At 64.4% G+C, this 24,326-nt stretch carries 22 protein-coding genes and 2 tRNA genes; 9 read left to right on the forward strand and 15 right to left on the reverse strand.

From position 1 onward, the window contains the following. Positions 1–256: 256 nt before the first annotated feature. From N0B51_RS00005 to N0B51_RS00015, 3 genes are read left to right on the forward strand one after another with little or no spacing between them, the layout of a single operon-like run. Positions 257–490: a DUF3489 domain-containing protein gene (locus N0B51_RS00005; protein ID WP_259960122.1), complete on the forward strand. Its 234-nt coding sequence runs from the start codon at positions 257–259 to the stop codon at positions 488–490. A 3-nt stretch (positions 491–493) separates the two neighbouring features. Further along, the gene (locus tag N0B51_RS00010) at positions 494–898 is read left to right on the forward strand and encodes a DUF2924 domain-containing protein (protein WP_259960124.1); all 405 of its coding nucleotides are present in this window, start codon (positions 494–496) and stop codon (positions 896–898) included. After that, positions 891–2,567 carry a recombinase family protein gene (locus N0B51_RS00015; RefSeq protein ID WP_259960125.1) on the forward strand — a complete coding sequence of 559 codons (1,677 nt, stop codon included), beginning with the start codon at positions 891–893 and terminating at the stop codon, positions 2,565–2,567. Before N0B51_RS00010 ends, N0B51_RS00015 begins: the two co-directional genes overlap by 8 nt. Before the next feature lie 190 nt (positions 2,568–2,757). Here the strand turns inward: N0B51_RS00015 and N0B51_RS00020 are convergent. Then, positions 2,758–2,833 (reverse strand) — tRNA-Thr (locus N0B51_RS00020). Between the two features lie 374 nt (positions 2,834–3,207). Here N0B51_RS00020 and N0B51_RS00025 point away from each other — a divergent pair. Continuing rightward, positions 3,208–3,498, forward strand: a complete 291-nt coding sequence (locus tag N0B51_RS00025; RefSeq protein ID WP_259960126.1) for a hypothetical protein — start codon at positions 3,208–3,210, stop codon at positions 3,496–3,498. A 413-nt stretch (positions 3,499–3,911) separates the two neighbouring features. Continuing rightward, positions 3,912–4,361 carry a surface-adhesin E family protein gene (locus tag N0B51_RS00030; RefSeq protein ID WP_259960127.1) on the forward strand — a complete coding sequence of 150 codons (450 nt, stop codon included), beginning with the start codon at positions 3,912–3,914 and terminating at the stop codon, positions 4,359–4,361. Positions 4,362–4,434: 73 nt separating this feature from the next. Here N0B51_RS00030 and N0B51_RS00035 read toward each other — a convergent pair whose 3' ends face one another. Beyond that, on the reverse strand, positions 4,435–5,658 hold the full coding sequence (locus N0B51_RS00035; protein WP_259960129.1) for a phage major capsid protein: 1,224 nt from the start codon (positions 5,656–5,658) through the stop codon (positions 4,435–4,437). A gap of 329 nt (positions 5,659–5,987) precedes the next feature. Between N0B51_RS00035 and N0B51_RS00040 the strand changes: the two genes are divergently transcribed. Then, the gene (locus tag N0B51_RS00040; protein WP_259960131.1) at positions 5,988–6,500 is read left to right on the forward strand and encodes a hypothetical protein; all 513 of its coding nucleotides are present in this window, start codon (positions 5,988–5,990) and stop codon (positions 6,498–6,500) included. Positions 6,501–6,539: 39 nt separating this feature from the next. Here N0B51_RS00040 and N0B51_RS00045 read toward each other — a convergent pair whose 3' ends face one another. From N0B51_RS00045 to N0B51_RS00090, 10 genes are all read right to left on the reverse strand, one after another. Continuing rightward, positions 6,540–6,770 carry a hypothetical protein gene (locus tag N0B51_RS00045; protein ID WP_259960132.1) on the reverse strand — a complete coding sequence of 77 codons (231 nt, stop codon included), beginning with the start codon at positions 6,768–6,770 and terminating at the stop codon, positions 6,540–6,542. Continuing rightward, positions 6,767–7,015, reverse strand: a complete 249-nt coding sequence (locus N0B51_RS00050) for a hypothetical protein (protein ID WP_259960133.1) — start codon at positions 7,013–7,015, stop codon at positions 6,767–6,769. The genes N0B51_RS00045 and N0B51_RS00050 overlap by 4 nt, the downstream gene beginning before the upstream one ends. Continuing rightward, complete coding sequence (locus N0B51_RS00055; RefSeq protein WP_259960134.1) at positions 7,002–7,514, reverse strand: phage terminase small subunit, hendrixvirinae-type; 513 nt, start codon at positions 7,512–7,514, stop codon at positions 7,002–7,004. The genes N0B51_RS00050 and N0B51_RS00055 overlap by 14 nt, the downstream gene beginning before the upstream one ends. 101 nt (positions 7,515–7,615) lie before the next feature. Continuing rightward, positions 7,616–7,996: a hypothetical protein gene (locus N0B51_RS00060; RefSeq protein WP_259960135.1), complete on the reverse strand. Its 381-nt coding sequence runs from the start codon at positions 7,994–7,996 to the stop codon at positions 7,616–7,618. Between the two features lie 219 nt (positions 7,997–8,215). Then, a complete protein-coding gene (locus N0B51_RS00065; RefSeq protein ID WP_259960773.1) occupies positions 8,216–10,573 on the reverse strand; it encodes a bifunctional DNA primase/polymerase in 2,358 nt (785 codons plus the stop codon). Next, positions 10,563–11,045, reverse strand: a complete 483-nt coding sequence (locus tag N0B51_RS00070) for a hypothetical protein (RefSeq protein WP_259960137.1) — start codon at positions 11,043–11,045, stop codon at positions 10,563–10,565. The genes N0B51_RS00065 and N0B51_RS00070 overlap by 11 nt, the downstream gene beginning before the upstream one ends. A 103-nt stretch (positions 11,046–11,148) precedes the next feature. Further along, positions 11,149–11,388, reverse strand: coding sequence for a helix-turn-helix domain-containing protein (locus tag N0B51_RS00075; RefSeq protein ID WP_259960138.1), 240 nt, complete (start codon positions 11,386–11,388; stop codon positions 11,149–11,151). Positions 11,389–11,465: 77 nt separating this feature from the next. Next, positions 11,466–12,110 (reverse strand): hypothetical protein, encoded by a 645-nt coding sequence (locus N0B51_RS00080; protein WP_259960139.1) that lies wholly within the window; start codon positions 12,108–12,110, stop codon positions 11,466–11,468. Then, positions 12,110–13,288, reverse strand: coding sequence for a tyrosine-type recombinase/integrase (locus N0B51_RS00085; RefSeq protein WP_259960140.1), 1,179 nt, complete (start codon positions 13,286–13,288; stop codon positions 12,110–12,112). Before N0B51_RS00085 ends, N0B51_RS00080 begins: the two co-directional genes overlap by 1 nt. 164 nt (positions 13,289–13,452) lie before the next feature. Beyond that, a tRNA-Cys gene (locus tag N0B51_RS00090) sits at positions 13,453–13,526 on the reverse strand. Positions 13,527–13,709: 183 nt separating this feature from the next. On the opposite strand from N0B51_RS00090, the gene N0B51_RS00095 reads away from it, so the two are divergent. Both N0B51_RS00095 and N0B51_RS00100 read left to right on the forward strand, forming a co-directional pair. Further along, positions 13,710–14,486 (forward strand): acyl-CoA thioesterase, encoded by a 777-nt coding sequence (locus tag N0B51_RS00095; RefSeq protein ID WP_259960142.1) that lies wholly within the window; start codon positions 13,710–13,712, stop codon positions 14,484–14,486. 118 nt (positions 14,487–14,604) lie between these two features. Then, a complete protein-coding gene (locus N0B51_RS00100) occupies positions 14,605–16,626 on the forward strand; it encodes a TonB-dependent receptor (protein ID WP_259960143.1) in 2,022 nt (673 codons plus the stop codon). Here N0B51_RS00100 and N0B51_RS00105 read toward each other — a convergent pair. The 3 genes from N0B51_RS00105 to N0B51_RS00115 all read right to left on the reverse strand — a co-directional run bounded on the left by N0B51_RS00105 (position 16,623) and on the right by N0B51_RS00115 (position 20,727). Then, the gene (locus N0B51_RS00105; RefSeq protein WP_259960144.1) at positions 16,623–18,227 is read right to left on the reverse strand and encodes a winged helix-turn-helix domain-containing protein; all 1,605 of its coding nucleotides are present in this window, start codon (positions 18,225–18,227) and stop codon (positions 16,623–16,625) included. The genes N0B51_RS00100 and N0B51_RS00105 overlap by 4 nt on opposite strands. A gap of 103 nt (positions 18,228–18,330) precedes the next feature. Further along, positions 18,331–19,134, reverse strand: a complete 804-nt coding sequence (locus N0B51_RS00110; protein ID WP_259960146.1) for a crotonase/enoyl-CoA hydratase family protein — start codon at positions 19,132–19,134, stop codon at positions 18,331–18,333. A 63-nt stretch (positions 19,135–19,197) separates the two neighbouring features. Continuing rightward, entirely contained in the window at positions 19,198–20,727 is a 1,530-nt protein-coding gene (locus N0B51_RS00115) for a tryptophan halogenase family protein (protein ID WP_259960147.1), read from the reverse strand. 175 nt (positions 20,728–20,902) lie between these two features. Here N0B51_RS00115 and N0B51_RS00120 point away from each other — a divergent pair, with 175 nt between their 5' ends. Continuing rightward, entirely contained in the window at positions 20,903–24,238 is a 3,336-nt protein-coding gene (locus tag N0B51_RS00120) for a TonB-dependent receptor (protein WP_259960148.1), read from the forward strand. The last annotated feature ends 88 nt before the right edge of the window (positions 24,239–24,326 follow it).

A 24,326-nucleotide genomic window follows, 5' to 3' on the forward strand; every position in this document is an offset into this window, starting at 1 on the left:
AGGCCGGACACATGGCCGCACCGACCAGCCTCAGCAAAAGCTCACCAAATCCTTGCCAACGGAGAGCCGTCCACACAAGGGGCGCAAAGCTGACGTCCCGAAGCCGATATTCCATTCGACTTTCCCTGCAAAGCAAGCATTGGTCGCGTCACCTAATCCCAGCCGATGAGACCGGCTGGCGCCCCGGCGACGCGCTCGGCCGGGGCTGTGGGTGGTGGGAGCGGCACGGTGCCGCTCCGGACAAGGAGAACCACCCGTGACCGACCAGACCAAGCCCAAGGCGGCACCCAAGCGCGAGACTAAGAACGACAAGGTCATCGCCCTGCTCAAACGCAAGAACGGCGCAACACTCGAAGACCTCCTCGCGGCAACCGGCTGGCTGCCGCATACGGCCCGCGCGGCGATGACCGGCCTGAAGAAGAAGGGGCACACGATCGAGCGCGACAAGGTCGCCGGCGTCAGCCGCTACTCGCTCGTCAAGAGCGCCTGACCAGTGGCCAGGCTCGATGAGCGTCTAGCAGCGCTGGCGGACATGAAGCCAGCTGCGCTGCGGCATGAGTGGGAGCGGGCATATGGCATGCCCGCTCCCAGGATTTCAGGAGAACTGCTCAGGATGGGGATCGCCTACCGCCTGCAGGAGAAGGTGCATGGCGGCCTCTCGCGGTGTTCGACGACTGCCCTGAAGGCAGCGTCTGACCGCGGTCCCCCGATCAAGGCCGGCACCCGCCTCGTCCGGTCCTGGCATGGCAGGACCGTGACGGTTGAAGTGAGCGAGAACGGGTTTGTCTTCGAAGACCAGCAGTATGCCTCGCTCTCAGCGATAGCTCGCGAGGTGACCGGTACCAACTGGTCGGGGCCGCGCTTCTTCGGACTGGACGGGAAGGCGTCCCGTGGCTGAATCGCTGACCTTCGAGCAGCGCCGCTCGGTCCGCTGCGCCGTCTACACGAGGAAGTCGACCGAGGAGGGGCTCGAACAGGAATTCAATAGCCTCGATGCCCAGTACGACGCCTGCGCTTCCTACATCGCGAGCCAGCGCCACGAAGGCTGGACGCATGTCCGGGATCGATACGACGATGGCGGGTTCTCGGGTGGGACGCTGGAGCGCCCTGCCCTCCAGCGACTGCTCGCCGATGTCTCGGCTGGCAAGATCGACGTCATCGTCCTCTACAAGATCGATCGCCTGACCCGCAGCCTGTCTGACTTCTCGCGCATCGTCGATGTCCTCGAGAAGGCGGGAGCGAGCTTTGTCTCGGTAACTCAGTCGTTCAACACCACGACCAGCATGGGCCGCCTCATGCTCAACGTGCTGCTCTCGTTCGCCCAGTTCGAGCGCGAGGTCACCGGCGAGCGCATCCGCGACAAGATTGCAGCCGCGAAGAAGAAGGGGCTCTGGATGGGCGGTCCCGTTCCGCCGGGCTACGAAGTGAAGGACCGCAAGCTTGTCATCGACGAGGAGGAAGCCGCCACGGTGCGGCACATCTTCGAACGGTACGCTGAGCTTGGGTCAGGGCGGTTGCTGCTCGAAGACCTACGCGCAAGCGGCATCCGGACCAAGCGCCGGGTCTACAAGGACGGGTCCGTTCGCGGCGGCGTTGCGTTCACGCGCGGGGCGCTGTTTCACTTGCTGGGCAACCGCATCTACCTGGGCGAGATGGTCCACAAGGGGAAGGCCTGGCCAGGCGAACACGAAGCCATCGTCGATGCCGGGCTTTGGGACCGGGTCAGCCACCTCATCAAGGAGGGCAGGGTCGATCGCAAGTCCCGCCGCAATGCCAGCGAAGCCTGCTTGCTGGCCGGGATCGTGTTCGATGGCCGCGGCAGGAAGATGAGCCCGTCTCACACCGACAAGAAGGGCAAGCGCTACCGTTACTACATCACGCATTCATCGGAAGACCTGTCGCAGGCACCGGCATGGAGGCTTCCGGCGCACGACATCGAGAAGTCCGTCATCGGCAGGCTCGTCCAGTTCCTTGAAGACCGGTCGTCGATCCGGCGTTTGGTCGGTTTGGACGATGCCGCGAGACTATCCGCTGCCCTCGACCTTTGTCAGCACACCGCCGACCGGCTTCGGTATTGCACCTATCATCGACGCACGAAGATCCCGACTCTCATCGAGCGCGTTGACGTCAGGGACGCAGATATCCAGGTCCAGCTGTCCTCCTCCGGTCTCGGCAAACTTCTGCGGAGCGAGGTCTCCGACGAGCGCCGCCTCACACTCACGGCTCCTGTCTGCCGCATCCGCAAGGGCAAGGAAGTGAGGCTCGTCATCACCGATGAGCCTCAAGCCGAGCGAGACGAAGCCATCGTTTCGCTTCTGCGCGAAGCCTTGACCGTCAGGGATGAGGTGTTTGCAGAGCCCGGCCAAACCATCTCGGAACTCGCAACGGCGACCGGTCGCTGCCGAAAGCGGCTCGGACAATTGCTCCATATCTCCTGGCTTTCACCTGACATCGTCGATGCGATCCTCGGGGGCCGCCACGCGCCGAGCTTGACGGCGAAGCAACTTCTCGGGACCAGCTTCCCGCTTGAGTGGTCTCGCCAGAAGGCCGCTCTACTCTCCAATTGATCCGCCCCTCGGCGTGAGGTCTGAGAAATGCGCTCCTGAGACACGGGCCCGAAATCGAGTCTGTTCGCCCATCGCCCGCAGTCTTACGGACCTCACTCCGCATTCTGCACGCGCAAACAGGCGCAGAACTGCGAGGTTCTTGCGCCTCGGTCGCGGCCGAGCGTCACGGTCTCCCGATTTCTGGAGTGTGTGGTGCCGCTTACAGGACTCGAACCTGTGACCCCATCATTACGAATGATGTGCTCTACCAACTGAGCTAAAGCGGCATTCCGGCGCCCCTAGCCGCGACTTTGCGTTGCCGCAATCCGCGAAGGGCTGGCAGGAATGGAGGCCCGAGCCTCCCCCAAACCGATAATCCATAACCCTCTGGGTCGGCAGAGGAAATCACGGAATTATCGGGTTGGGCTTTGACCCTTCCCCCTCCATCGCCCCCTCTCCCGGATCGGGGTAGGTGGTGCGGACAGGACTGAGCCAACGCCGCGCCCTATTAGCAGGATCGATCCGCGCGACAAGTGGTCTGCCGCAAACCCAGCCTGTGTCCCAACGAATTTTGTAAGGGTGGTTAGCGGCTAATCACACCGGGCGGGCTGGTCATTTCCTGATGCCGTCGAATCAACGCGGCACTTGAAAGGAGCAAGCAATGACGCACGCGAAGCCAGAACCCCTCGACATCGGCGAACTCATTTTCGAAGTTCACAGCATTTCTCAAAATCACCTCTTTGGGGATTTGTTTTTGCCCAACGGCAAGCCCCTAATGGATGACGACTGGATTGGCACAGCCGGAGCTGCTTGCCACTTTTCGCGGTGGCCACTGCCGCGCGAGGAAAGAGGGCAAAGAGTTGCTGTCTATGTTCGTCGCGCGAGTAATAAAGGCGACTTCTATCACGTCACCTGCGCGCGGGAGATGCCGCAAGAACTAGAAGCGGCGTGAAATGAAGAGGCTCCGCCGGGAGGCGGGGCCTCTTCCTACGGGGTAATAAGAGCGTCACAGAAAAGGATTGGCTAGTTGCGTGTAGTCAACTTCAGGCTACAGTGCAAATGCGGTCTTGGTCGGAGAGTAGGCGCTATGACATTCGAGGAATGGTGGGGGCGTGTTTTTGAGCAAAGAGGGACAATCGCGGCGGATCAGATGCCGGACAGTTCGCCCGGAACCATCCGAAAACTTGCGACAGTCGATATCCTTGAGTTGATCCGCTCCGAAGGTGACGGGAGCGTTCGTGGACTGCTTTGCCAGATGGAGAGGAGGCGTCGAGAGGAATGGACCGCGCGAGCGGCCCTAGTCGTCTCGATTATCGCGTTAGTCATTGCGGCTGTGACCTGATCGCTAACCTAAAGGGGCAAATGATGAAACGTCCGGTCTTAGGGTGCTTAGTCGCATTGACCTCCGCGCCCGCTATCGCTCAGTCTTCGGTCCCCGAAACGGGGCCATGGACGAAATACCAGCAATCAGCGGTCAAGCCGGATTACCCTTGGAGCGACGAAAATCCCGAGCATCAGTGGGAGAGTGAGCATGGCTACTACTGGATCTTTGAGCGCGATGTGAAACGAGAAGGACGCTTAGTGTCCGCGTGGATACGCGAGAAATATAAAACCCCTCAGCCAAATGGCACCGTGTTATTGACCACTCGCATCACATTGGATTGTGATGGGCGTTATCGTTATTCAGCCCAATCGAGCTATCGAAGCGATGGGTCAGTGGTCCAAGAAATTGACCGCGTCGATGATTGGGTGTTCATCAGGCCCGGCACCAAATTTGAGGTCTTCCAACAATCGCTCTGTCGGCGCGGCAACTAGGGGCAAAAAGAGGGCCGGACAGGGTTTACCCCCATCCGGCCCCAAATCTGCGCTCCTGCACGCTCCTAGCGGCTTAGACCGCTGGAATGCGGAGAAGCCTCACTGCGCCCGGATCGAGCACGCCACCGCCCACACGCTTCGTCGCGTAGAAGTGGACGAAGGGCTTGTTCGTCAGATTATCTCTCAAGACGCGTAGAGAACTGTAGCGGTCGTTGACGAGGTAGCCCGCGTTGAAGTCCCCGAAGGCCAGCGCGATGTTGCCCGCAGTCGGCCCCGGCATCCCTTCGTCGATCTCAACCGGACGCCCCAGCAGCGTGGCTGGCTGGCCGACAATGAGCGACTCACGCCACACCAAATCACCGTCCGCCGTTTTCATCCGCGTGAGCGCCGCCGCCGTGAGGCTCGACATGAGCCAGGTGGCGTTCTGGCGATAGGGCGCGCCCAGCCCGTAGGTGAAGTCAATGAGCGCATCGACCGTCAGCGCACTCTCGACCACCGTGAGGTTGCCGCCCGGATGCGAACCGTCAGCCGCGCCGCCGGTCACATACTGGAGAAGGCCGAAGGGCTTGTTGACCCCATCGCCCGAAAGGAAGGCGATGTTTTCCTGCCGGTTGAACTCAACCCGCAGAGCTTCGACCAACCACTTCCCGATGTCGATCGCAGCATCATCGAGAATGCGCTGTGTCGCCGCCGGGTTGGCATAAATCTCGCCAGCCGCGAAGGTGATCGGAGCGAAGGTGGGGTTGGTCGTCTGCGGGCGGGCCGCAGTCTCGCCCACCCAGCCGGAGCCGGGATTGCCCGACTGCCAGAGCGTTGAGAACGCGCCAACCGAAGTGGTCACGACCTTCGCGAGCTTCCGCATGGGCGAGGTCGGCACCTGGGCCTTGCTGATCTGCCGGTCCCATTCGACTGGGGCCAGATAGCCGCCGTTGGTGTCGCTGCCGACGCTAAGGGCCGCTTGAATCGCTGCGCGATCCCCGACACCCTGCAACTCGCTCAGTCGCTGCTCACCGTCGCCGCGCCGCACGAAGCTGGCGAACGCCTTGGTGTAGTCGGCATCGACCGGAACGATGGTCGGGCTGGCGTTGGAGAAGCCGCCGCCATTCTCGATCTGCCGCTGCATCGCGGAGAGCGAGTTGGTGAGGTTCGAGACATTCTCTTCCACGCCCGCAATGCGGTTGTCCTGATTGTCGCGCATGGTCGTGAGGGTGGCGCGAATTTGCGCCGCGATCTGCTCAGGGGTTTCCTGCGCCCGGACCGCGCCCGATAGCGCACGAGGGATATTGTAGTGCTGCATGACAGCCTCCGAAATCGAATGTGATGGAAGGATCGGAGCCGCTTGCCCCGGTCCGCTTTCGGAAGCGCCAAGCATTCCTGACCACGTGCGTCGCGCGGCAGAGTCCAACGTGCCGGGTGTCGCCTTCGGTCTAGGGGCGAAAGTCGGTTGATCGCGATTCAAAGAGAATTGATTTCGTTCGCCCAAGTGCGGAAAAGGGGCACTCCGGCTCACGCCCCGACTGCGCAAGGGTAAAGCTCTCGCCAAGGTGACTACGATGGATCACCGCTCAATGACTAAGGACTGACATTCCTTCGAGTTGCAACTTGCCGGAGACAAAGGAACTCACCGTGCAAATCAATCTTGGATATTTCGTCCCGCTATTTGTCTTAGCCTCCGTCACGGCCTGTGAATCGCAGACGCGGGAGGCTCAGACCTTCGAAGCCGAAGCTTCAGAGGCAGAGACGATCCTTCTCTATTGCGACGCTGACTCCGATAAGCCAGTCACTCTGACATCCGATGATGACGGAGCCGAATTCGAAGCCACACTCTCATATCGCGGCTTCTACCGCATCAACCTTAACGACGAAACGCTGGAAACCCGTTTCGCGGGGAACAAAGACTTTTCCTCACTCTGCACGACAGATCGCCCATGTAAACTCATATCTAACCGTTCCGAAATCAGGTTTGAAAATCCAGGGCGACGATGGGGGAACAAGGTCATCGATGAGACTTATGTTTTCGAGCGCAACACTGGCTATTTCTATCGGATATCCAAGGTGGAGGGGCCGGACGGCGAGAAGACCGATTTTGCAAGAGGCAGCTGCAAACCTATGAAATCTACGGACCAGCAACTCTTCTGAAATGGCCGGTCGCTGTTACTGCCGCAGAGGCTCAAACCGTTAGCCGGCCCCAATCGCCACAATCGGTAGCACCTTGAGCGCCTTCACGATCCGGCGGCGCTCGGCCCGCGTCCACCCGCCCGCTTCGATTAGCGCAGCTTCGATCTGCCGCGCGGTCATAGGAGCGGACATTTGATCGAGGAGGTCTAGGACCAGTGCCCGGACATGGTGGGGCTGCGCTTGTAGCCGGTCGCCCGCGCTGAGGATCGGCGGGGCGCGGCGCTCGGTCACTGGACTATCTCGCGCGCCAGCAACTGGCGCTCGATTAGGTCCAGCCCGGTCCGCATCCATTCGAGGGCGGTCATGCCCGGCCCCTTCGCGCCCTCAGCCACATCGAACGCGCCATGCAGACACCCCAAGGCGATATCTTCAGGGCTGATGCCCCTCTCGAAACACTGGTTGGCGAGCTTGCGCTGTAGGTCGCGCACAATGGCAATGGCCTTCATGCTCGTGGCTTCGTCGTCACCCGTCATCATCGACCTCCTCCAGCGGCTTGGGGAAGGCGATAAGGTTGTCGTCGTAGTTGCCGCGCTCGGCTTCGTTGGCCTTGTTGTGGGCGCGGCGGACTGCGGCTTTCTGGTTGCTGCCGCCTTCCTGGGCCCGCGTGTGGATGCCGAGGGACCGGCGCATTGCGAGGATCGAACTGGTCAACCCGGCGCACGCCTTCACGCGGGGATTTGGAACGGCGTTGCCGTGGCTGTTGGTCAGCACGAACCCTTCGCGGGTCAGGGCTTCCTGCTCCCGCGAGAGCATCACGATCTGACGGGCGAGCGAGACTAGCAGCCGGACCTTGTGCGGGGTTAGCTCGGTCTTGCTGAACTCGTCACATAGCTCGGTGAACACCTTGCGCTCGAAAGCATCGAACTTGGTGCCCTCGGGGAGGGTGATTTGCTTGCCGCCCGCGACGATAGCGGCGGCGATCCCGGTGGTGCTGTCCACGCGAGGGCGGCGGGGCTTCTTGGGCTTTTCGGTCATGTTCAACTCCTCAAGATTAGTGGCGGAAAGACACCTTTGCGTTGTTTTCGCGGGCCAGCGCCGGTCCGCGAGGCCATGTGCCTTTTACTTTTCATGCCCCATCACCCTCGGCTTTCAGCTATCGTAGTGCCGGCGTGATTCACGACGAACACGGACAGGCAGCGGTCGCCTAGGTGGAGCTTCAAGGTCGATGCGATTTGCCGCGCGATCCCGTCGAGCGGGTCATCGCGCTGCTTGAGGGTCGCGCAGACGCTCCCGCCCTTTGAGTCGAAGTCGATCTTGTCGATGTGCCAGAACAGCCCGCGCGAAAGCCATGTATCGACAGCGAGGATCATCATGCGAAGCTCGGCAAGCACCCCGTAGCGCGAATGGAACTCGATGCCGAAAGCTCGGATCGAAACATGCGATTGCCGCGTGGCAGGGTCGCGCTTCGGATCGAAAGGCTCGTTGGCAGCGGTCACCGGATTGAAATTCACGTTCATGGAATGTTCCTTCTCTCTTTTCTCTCAGGCAACTTTCGATCTATCCCGTTGCCTGCGGGGGATTGCCTCCGCGATTACCCCGCGCGAACGGGAAACGTATATCCCGCGCCCCAACGCGGGATTACTTTTCCCTTTAGGGTAATCGCGCTTAATCCCGCCCGGATCGGCGCGGGATTAACGCGGGAATAGATCGAGCTAATCCCGCGCTGCTTTATTCGTTCACATCGGCACATTGTCGTCGTTCTCCTTCGTCGCGCGGAACAGACCTTTCACTGATCGCCGGTCGTTCGGATCGTGATAATCGCGCTCGACCAGCACGCGCGTTTTCAGCCAATCGGAAATGATCTTGCGGGCTTGTCGCTCGGTCAGATCGGGCACCTGTCCGCTGACCACCGGCCACGCAGCGCGCCATGTTGCGCGGGGACTGTTCGAATACCGGCTCCCAGCCAGATGGCCTTCGCCCTCAGGCACACCAGCTTCGATCTCGTCGAGAATGCGTTGCCTGGTATCGTCACCTACGCTGCCCCAAGCGTCTGGTGGGGACCAGGGCCTGAGACTCTGCACATTATCACCGTGGGGATAAAGCGGGTTGCCGTTACCAAGATTGACTCCGACCAGCTCAAACCATTTCGCCCGGTCGAGCGAAGGCGTAATGTTCACCTTGCCACTGTCGAGCCGCACGAAGGACCGGCGTGAAGCTTCAGTGATATTGAACAACTCAGCTTCGCCGCTGCTCATGGCCGTAAGGGTATAGACCGAGCGTGCACCGTTCTTGACCGCGCTGGCACCCCGGCCCCGGTCGGCATTGCCCGGATCGGCGGCACCCTTACTCGTATGGTGTAGCAGGCAGACCGCGATGTTCTGGGAGATGGCCAATTCGGACGCCGTCGAAATCACAATGTCCATTGCGGAGTTGTCGTTCTCCTCCACATCGTGCGCCTTCACCAGCGGATCGATTATCAGCAAGTCGATGTTCCTGCCGGTGATCGCCGCTTTCAACTCGTCGAGCATCGCGCCGGTTTTCACCCGCCCGTTGCCGCGCAGGGCCGCGTTGACGAGCTTGCCCGCCTTGCCCTCAGGCGCGGACAGGAAAAGCCAGCCGTCCACTTCCTCCGGTTTTACATCGTGCGCGATCATCGCGGCCCGCACCCGGCGGCGAAGCTCCTCCCGATCATCTTCAAGCGACAGCAGCAGGACGCGGCACCGCTCGAATACGTGTTCGCCAGACAGAGCGCGGCCCGTGGCGCAGGATAGCCCCTGCAAGACGCTCCACGCCGTTTTGCCCACGCCGCCGTCAGCGATCAGGGCCGAAACGAAGCCTCGACAGAATACATTGCCAAGCAACCAAGCCCGCGGTGAAATTTGCCAATCGTCGCCGCCCGCGTTCCATTCCTCTAGCTTCAGCGAAAATGGCCCCTCGGTGGTCTCGGACGGTTCGCTGGCGGTAGGTTCTGCCTCCGTCTGCGCTTGCGCTCCTGCACCATTCTCCGTGGCGCAATAGCCTTTTTCGGGCGCGTCGGGTGCGGGTTCTGGTTTCGGCAGGACCGAGCCGACCATGTCCTCGAAAATCGCCTGCCCCGCGTCGAAGGACGCTCGGGCAGCGGCTTCCTGTGCAAGCTCGAACTTGTCGAGCCAGTCGGGGTCCGCTTCGTTCGCCATCCAGCGCAAGGTTCCCATGCCGACCCCAGTGGGTGGCGAACGAAAGAAGCGGTCCCATTTTTTGCGGGTCTCGTGGGCGCTGTATTTCGAGCTTTTCTGCGACCACTCATCCCATGCGTCGAAGCCTTCATCGCTTCCACCCGTCGCGGCAAAGGTCATCATGCCGACCCGGTTCCACTCGTCCCAGCCCAGATCGTCGTTCGGGATCGCGCGCAGGGCCGGTTCGACCAACTCCGGCTCGTCAGCCAGCAACCCTTCGTCGCTGCTTTCGTGGCGTTGGTAGCGGGGGAGGTAGGCAAGGGGGAAATGCGGCAGGTTCAAGGGGTCGATCGTATCGCCCCCAGATACCCACTCGTAACCGCTGGACGGCGGCACGATCGCATACCCGCCCTCGCCGCGCGTATCGACGCCGACATGCCCATTTACATTGCTCGTGCTGCGGATCGGCTCGCTGGCGCGGAAGAACAGGTGCGCGCCGCCGCTCCCGGTTCGCGAGCGCAGCGGGGTCATGCTTTCCCAGCCGGGCACGGCGGCGAAGCCGTCCTTTCCGTTCTTTGCGTCGATATCGAGCACGGCGAGGCCGCTCGCCGCGCCGGTGGGCACCGCGACAAAGGCTTGCGGGTGCTGTCGCCACCACGCTTCGATTTGCGCCCGGTCGGTTGTCGCATCCTTGAACCCGCGCGCTGTCAGCGGAGCCTTGTGGCCCGGTAGCCCCGGCACATTGCGGCAAGGAAAGACGGGAAACCCGGCGGCGGCGTATTTCAGCGCTGCGTCGAGAACCGTTAGACTTTGACGTGCGCCAGCAGCATCCCGCGATCTGTCCAGAGCTTCAGTGTGCTGACTTGCCTCGGACTGCGAACGGGTATCCCCGGCTAGGGCTTCGCCGGGGATACTCCCGCCTCCTCCATCAGACCGCATCACCGCCTCCGATCACCTTCGGCGCGTCGGCGACAGCCGCACTTACGCGCGCAGCATAACTGGCAAGATCCACCACCAGGGCGAAATTGAGCCGTGCGCCGGAGATGAAACCGTTGAGCAGGTCCACCTGACTGTAGGGAAGCGTCGAGACGTTCCCGTTGTCCGTCGCCACGATCACCCACTGGGGCACTTCGGGCCGGGACAGGTGCGCTTCCATGACGCGACGGGCGATCTTCGCGGACAAGGGCAACTTGACGCCCGCAGCCGTGAAATCGGTCACGATGGCGAGAAGCCCGACCTCTAGACCGTTGTAATAACGCGGCTGACCGTTGACCTCAGGCTTCGGCGGCAAGATCGCCTGCAAGTCCTCGTTGTCACTCTGATATAGTCCAGTTGTCACCTGCAATGGATCGGCGCGAGCGATCTTACAGGCGAACCGGGTCGCTACTTGAACATTCGGAAATATAGTCATTGGGCTTCTCCTCGTTAGGCGAGGCGAGAAAGCTCCAGCGTCGATTCAAAAGAAACCGCGCGGGAGGATTATTTCTCGTGGTTGAATGCGCGGCTCCTCCTCGTCATCGCGCATCGCAATACTTGAGATTGCCAAAGCGGCGGGTGACGCCTTCGGGCCGCGCGTTGGTCAGCCGGTCGATGTAGGCGTCAATCGAAGCGACCACGAACAGGCGCTTGTTGTCGAGGAACACACCCTCGATTTCACCGCGATTGAATAGGTCGTAGAGCTTGCTGTCGCCGATGTTGCCGAGCAACTCGCGCGCCTTGTGGCGGTCCACTAGCCGGGGTTTGAGGTCGTCCATCTGTCGTGTCCTCTCGTTGGAACGACAGACGATTTCGGGCAGTGCGTAGGGCGATTAGCCGCTAACCGCCCGAAGATTTATTTCGACTTGTTGTTTTTCAGGTGTCGCTCGAATGTCGAGAAGGAGATTTCATCTGGCCTCCTGCCATCGTCAAACGTGCAGCATACCAGCGGCCCCTTCGCCCCGGCTCTGCTTTCACCGATCCTGCGATGGAACCAATAGGTGTCAAGCCTGAGTGGTTCCTCTTGGTCATCCGGGAGATGCTTTAGCTTCGCATCCCAGGTTTCTTCGTCCGCCTCGTGCAGATACCGCGCCAAGACGCGCCACCATTCCTTCCCCCGGCGGGGCTTGCTGGCGTTGCGCCGGGGCGCGTCGGCATCCCACCGCGCATAGATCAGCTGCATGGTCTGGAGGTCGTCATGCCAACCGCTCAGGTGGCAGCTAAGCTCATGCCACTCTCCTGCTTCGGCAAGCACCTGCATTCCGGCGATGCGATCTTCCCGCTGATCAGCGGACAGCCAATCCCGCAACCATTCGCGCTCAGTGCCTTCCGGTAGCCACGAAATGACGCTAGGCAGGTTCTTGTCGCCGGCAATGATCTCGCTGTCCCGGCGGCACAGCCGAAGGTCGAGCAGCATCAAGCCTTCGATCCCAAGCGTGCGAACCTCCTCCGGCTGCATCGAGCTAGTCAGGCCGCGTCGATCTTCATGGATTAGAGCCATCACCCGCGCCCCTTGCGGATCGGGACAACCTTCGCGCCGCCATCGTCGGCACAGTAACCGCCCCAAGCGTTCATCATCTCCCGGCGCTTGTCGAAGAAGGTGGTGCGGCGATACGCGGCCTCAACAGCGTTCGGCACGGCATGGGCCAGCGCGGCCTCGGCAATCTCACCCGGAAGGGAGGTCTGTTCTGCAGCCCAGTCGCGGAAGCTGGACCGCATACCGTGGACCGTGACCGGCTCGTTCATATCCCGCAAAATCTTGGTCAGCGTCATGTCGCTGAGGGGCTTTCCCGTCGCGCCGGGGAACACCAACCCATCAGCCTTCCGGTCAGCCCTCGGCATATCGCGGGCAGCTCGTAGCACCGCTACGGCTTGCGGAGACAAGGGAATCCGGTGCGGTCGCTTCATCTTCATCCGCTCAGCGGGGACCGTCCAAACGGCCTCATCGAAATCTATCTCCCGCCAAGTCGCGCCACGCGCTTCGCCGGATCGGGTGGCCGTCAGAATCACCGTCTGCAAGGCGAGCGCGCCCATTGTCTTCTTACCGGCCAGCTTTGCCATGAAGCCCGGCACCTGGGTGTAGGGCATCGCGGCAAAATTCTTGTTGCGCGGCTGAGCCGGGAGCCGGTCGGTGATCGCGCGGGCCAGCGTCGTTTCGAGCAACGCCCCGTCTGGTCGCCCAAAGCGCAGGGTCCGCAGGATCAAGTCGCGGGTCCGCACGGCTGTTTCCGGCTTCGTGGTCCAGATCGGTCGCAACGCCTCAGCGATGTTGTCCGCATCGACGGACTGGACTTGCAGCTTGCCTAGACGCGGGAAGGCATACCGTTCGAGCCGGGTCAGGGCTTGCTGACGAGACTTCGCGCTGAACTCTCGCTGCTCGACAAACTCCCGCGCAACCTCCTCGAAAAAGCGGGCCATCGGGGGCGAAGGCTTCCACAGCGTCAGAGGATCGCGACCCTCGGCAATGGCCGTGCGAACCTCTCGGCAGCGCTCCCGCGCCCGCGCCAATGAGATGACGCTGGCGCTTCCCAAGCCGATGTCGCGGCGCTTACCGTTGTGGCGAACTCTCGCCAGCCAAGAGCGCGATCCAGTGGGGCGAACCTCAAGCAATAGGCAGTCGCCATCGTGGTGCCGTCCCGGCCCCAGCGCGGTGACGGACTTGGCCGTGAGCTTTCCCATTCTCGCTTCCCTTGTTCGAAGAAGGGCCTGCCCCCTCCATCTCCCCCTCCTTATCGCGCGGTTTGCGAGAAAAAGGAACAAAAGAATTCAGGCACAGAAGTGGCTGAAAACCGCAGGATAACGGTTCAAAATCGAACGAAAACGAAAGGGAGAAAAAGGGAAGGTGGAGGCCCGAGCCGGAATCGAACCGGCGTGCAAGGATTTGCAGTCCTCTGCGTAACCACTCCGCCATCGGGCCTCGCCCCCTTCCGGGCGCGCGGCCCGGACGAGGAAGCGGCCCACTAGCGCCTTGCTCGGCGCATGGCAATCGTCCGCGCGACACGCGCCCCCATTACCGATCGCCCAGACCGTTCCGGCCGGCGGCGGGATGCAGGCGCAGCCGACTGGACGCGGCGGCGCGGGCTGCTATCAACCCGCCCCGATGCGATTTGCCACTCTCGTCGACGCGGTCCCCGCCGACAATCGCCCGATCGTCCTTCCCGGTGCGACGCGCTGGATGCAGGGGCGCACCCTGTTCGGCGGCGCCTCTGCCGCGCTCGCGCTGGTCGCCGCGCGCAAGGCGATGCCCGACCTGCCGCCGTTCCGCGCGGCGCAGGTCGGTTTCGTCGCGCCGGTGGGCGAGAACCTGAGCTTTGCGGTCTCGATGGTCCGCCAGGGCCGCAACGTGACCCAGGTGCGCAGCGACATCGCCTGCGACGGCAAGCTGGCGCTGACCGCGCTCATGCTGTTCGGCGAGGAGCGCGAGCCCAATGCGCTGCACCCGGCCGGCAAGGCCGATCCGTGGCCCGGCCCGCCCGAGGACAACGAGGACGTCGGGATGAACAACCCGAATTACTTCACCGCCAACCTCGAAATCCGCCGCGCGCAGGACGAGCAGGGTCCCGGCAAGCCGCTGGTGCGCCGCTGGGTCCGCCTGAAGGACCGCGAGGGGCTCGACCCGGTGGTCGAGGCAATCGTGCTCGGCGATGCGCTGCCGCCAGGCTCGATGCGCGCCATGCAGCGGCAGGGTCCGCTGTCGTCGATCAACTGGAGCTTCAACCTGCTCGATCCCGCCGCGCGCACCCGCGACGGCTGGTTCCTGGCGGAAGCGGCCAGCGATCACGCCGACCACGGCTATTCGTCCGAACGCCTGCGGCTGTGGAACTATGACGGCGAGCAGGTGCTGGCAGGAATGCAGGCAGCGGCCATCTTCGGCTGAGCGGCCGGCGCCGCGGGCGCATCGGCATCTTCCCTAAGCGCCTGAACTGGTGCATCTCTCCGGCAAATCGGGGGGACCGGTCATGGTGCTGAGCTTGCTTGCCGCTGCGTCCGTGGGGATGGCCGACGCGCCCTCCGACACGACCGCGCTCGACCCCCCGCGCCGACCCGCGGGCGAAATCATCGTCACCGGCGAACGGGTGCCCCGCACGATCCGCCAGACGCCGTCGAGTGTCGTGGTCATCGACGAGGCCGCCATCGAGGCCGCCAGCGCCGACCGGCTCGACCAGGTGCTCGACCTCGTCCCCAACGTGCAGGCCGGATCGGGCGAGGAAGGCGCGGCGATCCGCGGGCAGGATTCGACCGGGCTGCTGCGCAACCTGTTCGCCTTTCTCGGCGGGACGCGGCCGCGGGTGACGGTGCAGATCGACGGGCGCCCGGTCACCTATTACGAATACGTCGCCAGTTCCGCCCCGCTGTGGGACGTCGAACGGGTCGAGGTCTGGCGCAGCCCGCAGACCACCACCCAGGGGCGCAATTCGGTGGCCGGCGCGATCTTCATCGAAACCGCAGATCCTGCGTTCGAGTGGGAAGGCAAGGGCCGTGCGATCATCGGCGGGATCGGTACCCGCCAGGTGTCCGCATTGGTGTCGGGTCCGGTGGTCGCCGACCAGGTCGCGCTGCGGGTGAGCGGGGACCTTCGCCTGGGACGAATGGCGAGCGACATGGCGGACGGCATCGCGGGTGCGGACATCGACCGCGACGATTACGGCATCCTGCGCGCCAAGCTGCTGTTCACCCCGACAGCGCTGCCGGGCACGCGAATCGAGACGAGCTTCGTCCACACCGAATCGCAGGCCCCCCAGTTCGAGGCGGTGCGCATCCCGTTCGAGGAGCGCCGGGACCCGGTGCCGGAACGCACCAATGGGATTCACCGCGTCAACGTCGATTCGGTTACGGCGCGGCTGCATCACGAAGCGGGCGCGGCGCTGGCGGGGGACGTGACCCTTTCTTTCGGCGACGCGCAGGTGCGGCGCTTCGGCCTGCCGGGGCTGGGCCAGACCCACGTCGATTCGCACGACTATTCGGTCGAGGGCATCCTTCACTGGCAGCCGCGGGACGCCAGCCTCTCGCTGCTTGCGGGTATCAACCACATCACCACCCGCCAGGTGCAGACGATCGACATCACCGGCCTCGGCGTGGGTGCGGGACAGTTCCGCGATCGCCAGGCAAGCCTGGGCCTGTTCGGCGAGGCGACGTGGCGGCCGGCAGAACGGATCGCGATCACCGGGGGCCTTCGATACCAGACCGACCGCCAGCAGCGCGCCGGGCTGGTCGGCACCCCGCCGGCGGGATTCGCGCTCGACTATGACGGGCGGTTCGACGGGTGGCTGCCGAAGCTGTCGCTCGCCGTCGACATCGCGCCGGGGACAACGGTGGGCGCGATGATCCAGCGCGCCTACAACCCCGGCGGGACCTCGATCAGCCTGGTGCGCCGGGCGCAGGACGATTTCGGACAGGAAACGCTGTGGAACCGCGAGCTGTTCGCGCGGTCCACTTTCGCCGGGGGTCGCGGTATTGTCGCCGTCAACCTGTTCCGCAGCTCGATCCGGGACGCGCAGCGCCAGCAGTTGGTGCAGATCCAGTTGCCGGGCGGGACCCCTTTCTTCGCGCCCGAGTTCGAGAATGCACCGCGGGCAAGGACCCAAGGGTTCGAGCTGGAGGCCGGCTATCGCTTCGGCGAGCGATTGTCGCTTCGCGGCGCGTTCGGGCTGCTCGGCACGCGGGTGCTCGAAACGCTGCTGCCGCTCGACCCGACACTGGGCAGGCAGTTCCAGCGTTCGCCCCGGGTCAGCGCCGCGGCATCGGCCGATTGGCAGCCGGTTCAGCCGGTCCGCCTGTCGGCGACGATCCGTCACCACGGCGCCTACTTCAGCGATGACGCCAACACGCCCGCGCTGGTGGTGCCCAGCGCGACTGTGGTCGATGCACGCGGGTCGTGGGCCATCGGCCGGGCCAACGTTTTCGCCTACGCCCGCAACCTCTTCGACCGGTTCCACATGACCTACCTGTTCGACCTCAGGTTCGGGACCGCCGCCGACCCGCGCGAGCTGGGCATCGGTATCGAGGCGCGGATCTAGGCCTTGATCGGGGCGAGGAAATCGGGCGTGACCCCGCGCCGGTTCCAGTACCGGGCAAGACCCATGCGCTCCATCAGCGGCATGAACCGCGGATCGGCCTGCATCGGGCGCGCCATGGGGGTGAACAGCATGTTGGTCTTGCGCCGGCGCTGGTCGGGTACGAACGGTTGCCCGGGACGCCACGACATCGCAGGGATCAACGGACCTTCCTCGAGGTAGTAGGCCTCGCTCACCGCGAAGGCCTGGTCGATCGCGCCGATCAGGTTGAGCAGCATGATCGCGTTGACCACTGCGGCGACCGACTGTCCGACGCCGCCGACGATGCGACCGGCGGCGGCATCGACCGCTCCGGGATCACGATCTCCGGCCGCCGACATGGCGGCGCGCAGGGTATCGAGCATCGGCGGCGGCAGCGGTGGTCGCCCCGCCTCGTCAGCGATCAACGCAACGGCGCGGTCGATTCGGCCGGTTCCGGCAAGGACCCAGAGCTTGGCGAACCACAGGCCCGGATGCCGAGGCCACGTCTGCAGCCCGCCGGTCGCCACCCGGTCCGCATCCGCGATGCGGTCGAGGAACCACAGCGCGTAAACCTGACGGAAGACCATGTTCGGATTCGACGATCCGCGCGACGCGAAGGCCTGGCGATCGCGCGCCGATTCGCGCATCCGGCCCACCGCGCCGAGGAAGAAACTGCGCGAATCGAGCGTCGGCAGGTGGTCCGGATGCCGCTCGAGGATGGCCGCGAACCGCTTCTCCGCCGCGAGCCAGTCGCCGTAATAGGGCATCGAAAGCGCCAGCGCCGCCTGGGCATCGGCATTGGCCGGATCGAGCCGGAGCGCGCGGTTGGCGGCGACCGTCACCTTTTCGACCGGAAACTGCGTCCGGTCGATCGCGTGATCGTCGACCTGCGCGACCGCCAGCGCGAGCAGTCCCCAGGCCTCTCCATTGGCGGGCGAGGCACCCGTCGCCTTCTCGAGCGTGGCGATGGCCCGCAGGTTCGCCTCGGGGGTGCCCGCATCGAGGTCGCTGCGCGCGTCCTCGATAAGCCCGGCAGCCGGATCGGCGCCTCCCGAGCGGCTGAACCATAGGCCGGCGCCGGCGGCCCCGGCGAGCGCCAGTCCCCCCGCCACCAGCGCGCGGCGCGATACCCGCGAAGCCGGGTCGGGCGCCCCTGCGCTGGCTGGCGGCGCGACCGGCTGCAACTCGCCGTTTTCCTCTGCGAGCAGGCGAAAGCCGATCCGCGGGATCGTCTCGACCCCGAAGCCGCCATCGGTTTCGCGCGCGGCGCGGCGCACCGCGGAGATCGCGCGGTTGACGGCGTCGTCGCCGACGATCTGTCCTTTCCAGCACACGCGGATGAGGTCGTCGCGGGTCAGCACCTCGCCGCCGGCATCGACCAGCGCGACGAGGACCTGCATAACGCGCGGTTCGACGACGACCGTTCCTCCGGCCCCCTCGACCGTGCGGACCGAGGGCCTGACGAGGGCCTTTCCCAGCCGGAAGTCCTCGTGCCGGGCAAGGTCGGGCGGTCCGAGGCGACCGCCCGAATAAATCCGCCCGCGATAGGGCAAGGCGCCGCCAAAGGAACTGCTCTCGTTCATGTCACCTCGCCGATGTCACTGCGACGGAGTACACCACGAAGCGCGGCATTACTTGGTAAATCGCGACAGCATTTTCGAAAGGGACGCCGGGTGACCGGGCGCCTTACACGTCCTCGTAGCGCGCCTTGCGCTGTTCCATGCCAGCCATCACGGCTTCCATCTGGTTCTTCGAGCGGAGGAGTTTGTGCTGCTCGAGGCTCTCGTCCATCAGCAGGTCGGCCGTGGGCTTGTCGGGCATCGCGTTCGCGAGCCGCTTCGCGCCCCGGATCGCGTGCGGGCTGCGGTCGGCGATGGTCGAAGCGATTGCCGTGGCGCGGGCGAGCGGTTCGGCATCGACGTGGGTCGCGAGGCCGATCGCGTGCGCCTCCTCGCCGGTGAATTCGCGGTTGGTGTAGGTCAGCTCGCGCAGCACGTCGTCGCGGATCAGGCCCCGCCACAGCGCGTATCCGCCCATGTCGGGGACGAGGCCCCAGCGCATCTCCATGATCGCCATGCGGGTGTCGGGCGCGACCACGCGGATGTCGGCCCCGCTGGCGATCTGCAGGCCGCCGCCGAAGCACACCCCGTGGATCGCGGCAATCACCGGCACGGGCAGCTTGCGCCACTGCATCGCGACCTGCTGCGCCTTGTTGGCGTTGCCATAGGTCCGCTCGGTCAGCGGCGGTTCGCCCCCCCGGTCCCGGCCGAAACTCGACAGGTCGAGCCCGGCGCAGAACGCGCGGCCCTCGCCGGAAAGGACCACCGCGCGCAGCCCTTTCATCTCGTGCAGCGCCTGGCCCGCCTCGATCAGGCGGTCGAACATCGCGCCGTCGAGGGCGTTCATCTTGTCCGCACGGACGAGGCGGGCCTGCGCCACGCCGTCTTCGCCCAGTTCGATCCGCACCCGGTCGTTGTCGCGCATGGCCATCCTGTTCCCGCCGTTCACTGTCGCCGCACCACCGTCGCGCAAGTGCCGCAGGCTGTCCAGCCGCTATGCGGCGACCGGCATCGTCTCGGGCGCCGGGCAGTAACGCTTCAGGTAGTCGGCGTGCGAGGGCATACGGTCGACGACGAAGCGGACCGACCGCTCGATCGTGTCGAGTTCCGCCTTGAGGGCGGGCGCGCTCATCCGGTCGGCCATCGGATTGTGGCCCTGCATCCCGACCCCCTGCCCCATCATCACCGCGGCCCAGCTGGTCTCGGTGAACAGCTCGTCCTCCTCGCGGAAGATCTGCCCGTTGAGGCGGAACAGCTCGACTTTCTCGGCCAGCGAATCGGGTATCTCCATCGTCCGGACGTAATTCCAGAACTCCGAATCCTCGCGCGCGGTGGCGTTGTAGTGGAGCACGAGGAAATCGCGGATGCGCAGGTATTCCTTGATCGTGAAGCGGTTGAACGCGTCTTCCTGGGCCTGGCTGATACCTTCGAGCGAAAGCAGCGCGATGAGCTTGTTAATGCCCGTGTTGATCAGGTGGATCGAGGTCGATTCAAGCGGTTCCATGAACCCTGCGGCAAGGCCCAGTGCGACCACGTTCTTGTTCCAGAACTTCTTCCGCCGCCCGGTGACGAAGCGCAGGAAGTTGGGCTCGGCCTGCGGCTTGCCGGCAAGGTTGTTCACGAGGATGTCGTGGGCCTCGTCGTCAGCCATGTATTCGCTGCAATAGACGTGGCCATTGCCGTTGCGGTGCTGCAGCGGGACGCACCACTGCCAGCCGGCCGAATGCGCGGTGGCGCGGGTGAACGGGGCGGGCGGCGACCCGTCCTCGCGCGCGCAGGGAAGCGCCACCGCGCGGTCACAGGGCAGCAGGTGGCGCCAGTCCTCGTATCCGGTGCCGAGCGCCTGCTCGATCAGCAGGCCGCGAAAGCCCGAGCAGTCGACGAACAGGTCGCCCTCGACCGCGCGCCCGTCATCCATCGTGACCGAGGTGACGAACCCGCTTTCGCCGTCGAGCGCGACGTCGACCACGCGGCCCTCGCGCCGCACCACGCGCCGGCCCTCGGCGTACCCGCGCAGGAACTTCGCATAGCGCGTCGCGTCGAGGTGGTACGCGTAGTTCACCGGCGGATATTCGCCCGAGCGGTTGTAGTCCTCGGTGCGCGAGAACTTGCCGAAGAAGGCGGCCATCGTCTCGACATTGAAGGCCTGGATCGGGCGCCGGTCGCCGGCGGCGCGCGCCCGGTGCCAGTGCTGGTGAAAGCCGACCCCGTCGATCGGGTAGCCGTAGTTGCCGAACGGGTGGATATAGCTGTCACCCTGCTTGCCCCAGTTGACGAACTGGATGCCGAGCTTGAAGGTCGCCTGCGCGGCCGCCATCATCTCGCGCTCGTCGATGTCGAGCAGCTGGTTGAACTCCACGAACGGAGGGATGGTCGCCTCGCCGACGCCGACGGTGCCGATCATCTCCGATTCGATGAGGGTGATCGCCAGGTCGCTGCCTTCGCGCAGCCGCGCCAGCGCCGCGGCGGCCATCCATCCGGCGGTCCCGCCCCCGACGATGACGATACGGCGTATCGGTTTCACGCGCTCTCTCCCCAATGCTCCGGCCGGCCTTCAGCGACGGTCTGGCACGCGGCTTCCGGAATGCCAAATGTGAACGTTCATTATTTGCTTGTGAACGTTCACGCAATCGCATATTCATCAATCCGAGCGGGACGCGAATCCCGCCGCAAAGCGCATTGTATCCAGGGAGGATCGCTTGATTCGTCGCCACACCCGGTCGGCATTCCGCCGCCATTTCGCCCTCTCGACCGCATCGGGGCTCGCCCTGGTCGCCTGTGCCGCGCAGCCAGCCTGGGCGCAGGACAGCCAGGCTCCCGCGACCGATGACGCCGCCCAGGCCGAAGACGACAATGCGATCGTCGTTACCGGTTTCCGCGCCTCGCTCCAGAATGCCCAGAACATCAAGGAAAACGCCGACACCTTCGTCGACGTGATCACCGCCGAGGACATCGGCGCGCTGCCCGACCGCTCGGTCGCCGAGGCGCTCCAGCGCGTGCCCGGCGTCAACATCGGCCGGTTCGAGAAGCCGTCGGATCCCGACCGTTTCTCGGTCGAAGGCACCGGCGTCATCATTCGCGGCCTTCCCTATGTCCGTTCCGAACTCAACGGCCGCGAGATTTTCTCGGCCAACGGCGGGCGCGAGTTGAGCTTCAACGACGTCTCGCCCGAGCTGCTCGGTCGGGTCGAGGTGTTCAAAAACGTCACCGCCGACATGATCGAAGGCGCGATCGCTGGCACCGTGAACCTGGTCACCCGCAAGCCGCTCGACCGCTCCGGCACCCATATCGCAGGTTCGGTCGAAATGAACTACGGCGACCTGCGCAAGGAATGGTCGCCCACTTTCAACCTGCTCGGGTCGACCGTGTTCGAAACCGAAGGGGGCCGGATCGGCGTCCAGCTCGGCTACTCGAACTCCGAACTCAAGAGCCGCACCGACGCCTCGCAGATCGGCGACCCGTGCTACCGCGCGCCGACGCTCACGGGGGACTGCATCCGCGCGCTTTCGGTCGGTTCGGGCGGCTTCACCGGCAACCCGAACTTCAACGAAACCAACTTCCCGCCCGCCGGATCGGTGCTGGTTCCCCAGTACGCCGGCGTGCGCACCACCACGCTCGACCGCGAGCGCGAAGCGTGGAACGCCTCCCTCCAGTACGAAAGCCCGTCGGGCGATTTCGTCATGTCGTTCGACTGGCTGCGTTCGGAAACCAATTTCGCGACCGAGGAATACGCGCTCCTGGGCCGTCGCGACGATCCCAACGCGCCGATCATCGAGGCGGCCGATACCTGGCAGTATGACGAGAACGGACGGTTCATAAGCGGTGTCCTCACGGCGGGCCGCGGCAACGCCTATGCGACGCCCTTCGGGCGGGGCGGGATCCCGCTCGATTCGCTGCGTTTCCTGCGCGACGCGACCTCGATCACCTCGGACTACTCGTTCGACGTCAAGTGGAACGTCACCGATCGCCTTAAAGTGAACTTCGAGGCGCAGCGCGTCGTGTCCGATCTGGCGCGCGATTCGGTGTTCGGCGCGATGAGCACCTGGGCCGACATCGCCATCGACATGAGTGGCAAGACGCCGGACATCCAGTTCCTTGCTCCTCCGGGCTCGCCGGCCGATTACTTCTCCAGCGGGTTCTACACCTACTACTGGTTCGGCCTCGACAGCCGCGAGAAGAACGAGGGTGACATGGACACCCTGCGGTTCGACGCGGAGTACGACCTCGGCGAAGGCTTCATCAAGAGCCTGCGCGTCGGCGGCCGCTGGTCCAATCGCGATCGCACCACCCGCAACACCGACTTCAGCACCTGGGGCAACCTGTCGGCTCCGTGGGCCGGTCGCGCCGGTTGCGCTCCGTGGAACCAGACCATCTTCGGCGCGCCTTGCGGGTTCCAGCCGGGCCGCTTCTACACCGGGCTTCCCGGACAGGAGTTCGCGATCGCCGGCGGCGCCTTCACCGACGAATTCCCCGCCTATTCGCAGTTGCGCAATCCCTTCGGCAGCAACTTCCAGCGCGGAGCCGCGACGACCCCGATTCCGAACGGGGCGGCCTGGTTCTTCGGCGGCGACGATTTCCTCGGCGAGTACCTCGCCGGGATTACCGACCGGCAGTGGAACGAGATCGTCGATTTCTCGGAAACCCCCGAACAGTTCAACCTGGGGGTGAACGGCCGCACGACGACCGACCCGATCACCGGCGCCCCGGTCCCCTGCAACATCGAGGGCGTCTATTGCCCGGGCGAGGTTTCGACGGTCACCGAAATCACCAAGGCCGCCTATGGCCGCCTCGATTTCGGCAGCACGTTCGGCAACGGCTGGACGCTCGAAGGCAACCTCGGCGTGCGCTTCGTCGAGACCTCGGTGAAGAGCGGTGGCCGGATCGGCTTCCCCAATCCGGCACGGTTCGATGCTGTCGCCAACGGCGGCAACGGCGACGGCGTGGTGTCGGTGGCCGAGATCAACGCCAACTGCGCAGGGCCGGGCGCGCCGAACATCGTGCGCGGCTATTGCGACCTCTCGGCTGCCCGCAAGGCCGAGTTCGCGGCTGCCCACACGGGTGAAATCCTCATCGAGAACGAGAACATCAAGTTCCAGCACTGGCTGCCGAGCTTCAACGCGAAGCTCGACGTCGGCGGCGGGCTGCTGTTCCGTTTCGCGGTGTCGAAGGGCATTTCGCGCCCCGACCTCCAGCTGTTCCGCACCGGCGGCGTGATCGGGGACAACACGGCCGCGCTCAAGCAAGCCAACACGCTGGAAACCGGGCCGCTGTTCATCCTCTCGACCGGCAACCGCAGGCTGCGTCCCGTCACCTCGTGGAACTACGACGTGTCCGCGGAATGGTACTTCAGCTCGGTCGGCTCGCTCACCGGATCGTTCTTCATCAAGGACATCAAGGGCCGGGTCGACACCGCGTTCGAGAACCGGACCTACACGAGTCCCGACGGAACCAGCGTGGACTTCGTGTTCAAGGGCCCGTCGAACGTCCAGGACGGTGTCCTGAAGGGCTTCGAACTCGCCTACCAGCAGACCTACGACTTCCTGCCGGGGCTCCTGAGCGGGCTCGGCACGCAGATCACCTACACCTACGTCGATGGCTCCAACCTTTCGAACCCGAACCTCGCCAACCCGGGCGAGCCTTCGGTGACGACGGGCGGCAACGAACTGGGCGGCGGCGCGTTCGCCTTCCGTCAGCCGTTCCAGGGCCTGTCGAAGCACACGGTCAACGCGACGGTGTTCTACGAAAAGGGTCCGCTGGCGATGCGCGCGGCGTACAACTGGCGCTCGGCGTTCCTGATCACCCCGCGCGACGACATCTACCCGTTCTCGCCGATCTGGCAGGAATCGGGCGGCCAGCTCGACGCGTCGATCTTCTACGCGGTGAACAAGAACCTCAAGGTCGGCGTGCAAGGGGTCAACCTGCTCGACGAAGTCACCCGTACCTCGCAGGTGGTCGACTTCGCCGGGACCCGGTTCCTGCGGTCGGCGTTCCGCAACGACCGCCGCTACACCTTCATCGCCCGCTTCACCTACTAAGGCGCGGCGCGACATCGACAAACGGGTCCGGATCGAATGCGACCGGACCCGTTTTTCGTTTCACCGGCAGGCGTTCGCGCGCTTGCAT

This window comes from Tsuneonella litorea (assembly GCF_025154015.1).
Taxonomy (GTDB): Bacteria; Pseudomonadota; Alphaproteobacteria; order Sphingomonadales; family Sphingomonadaceae; genus Tsuneonella; species Tsuneonella litorea.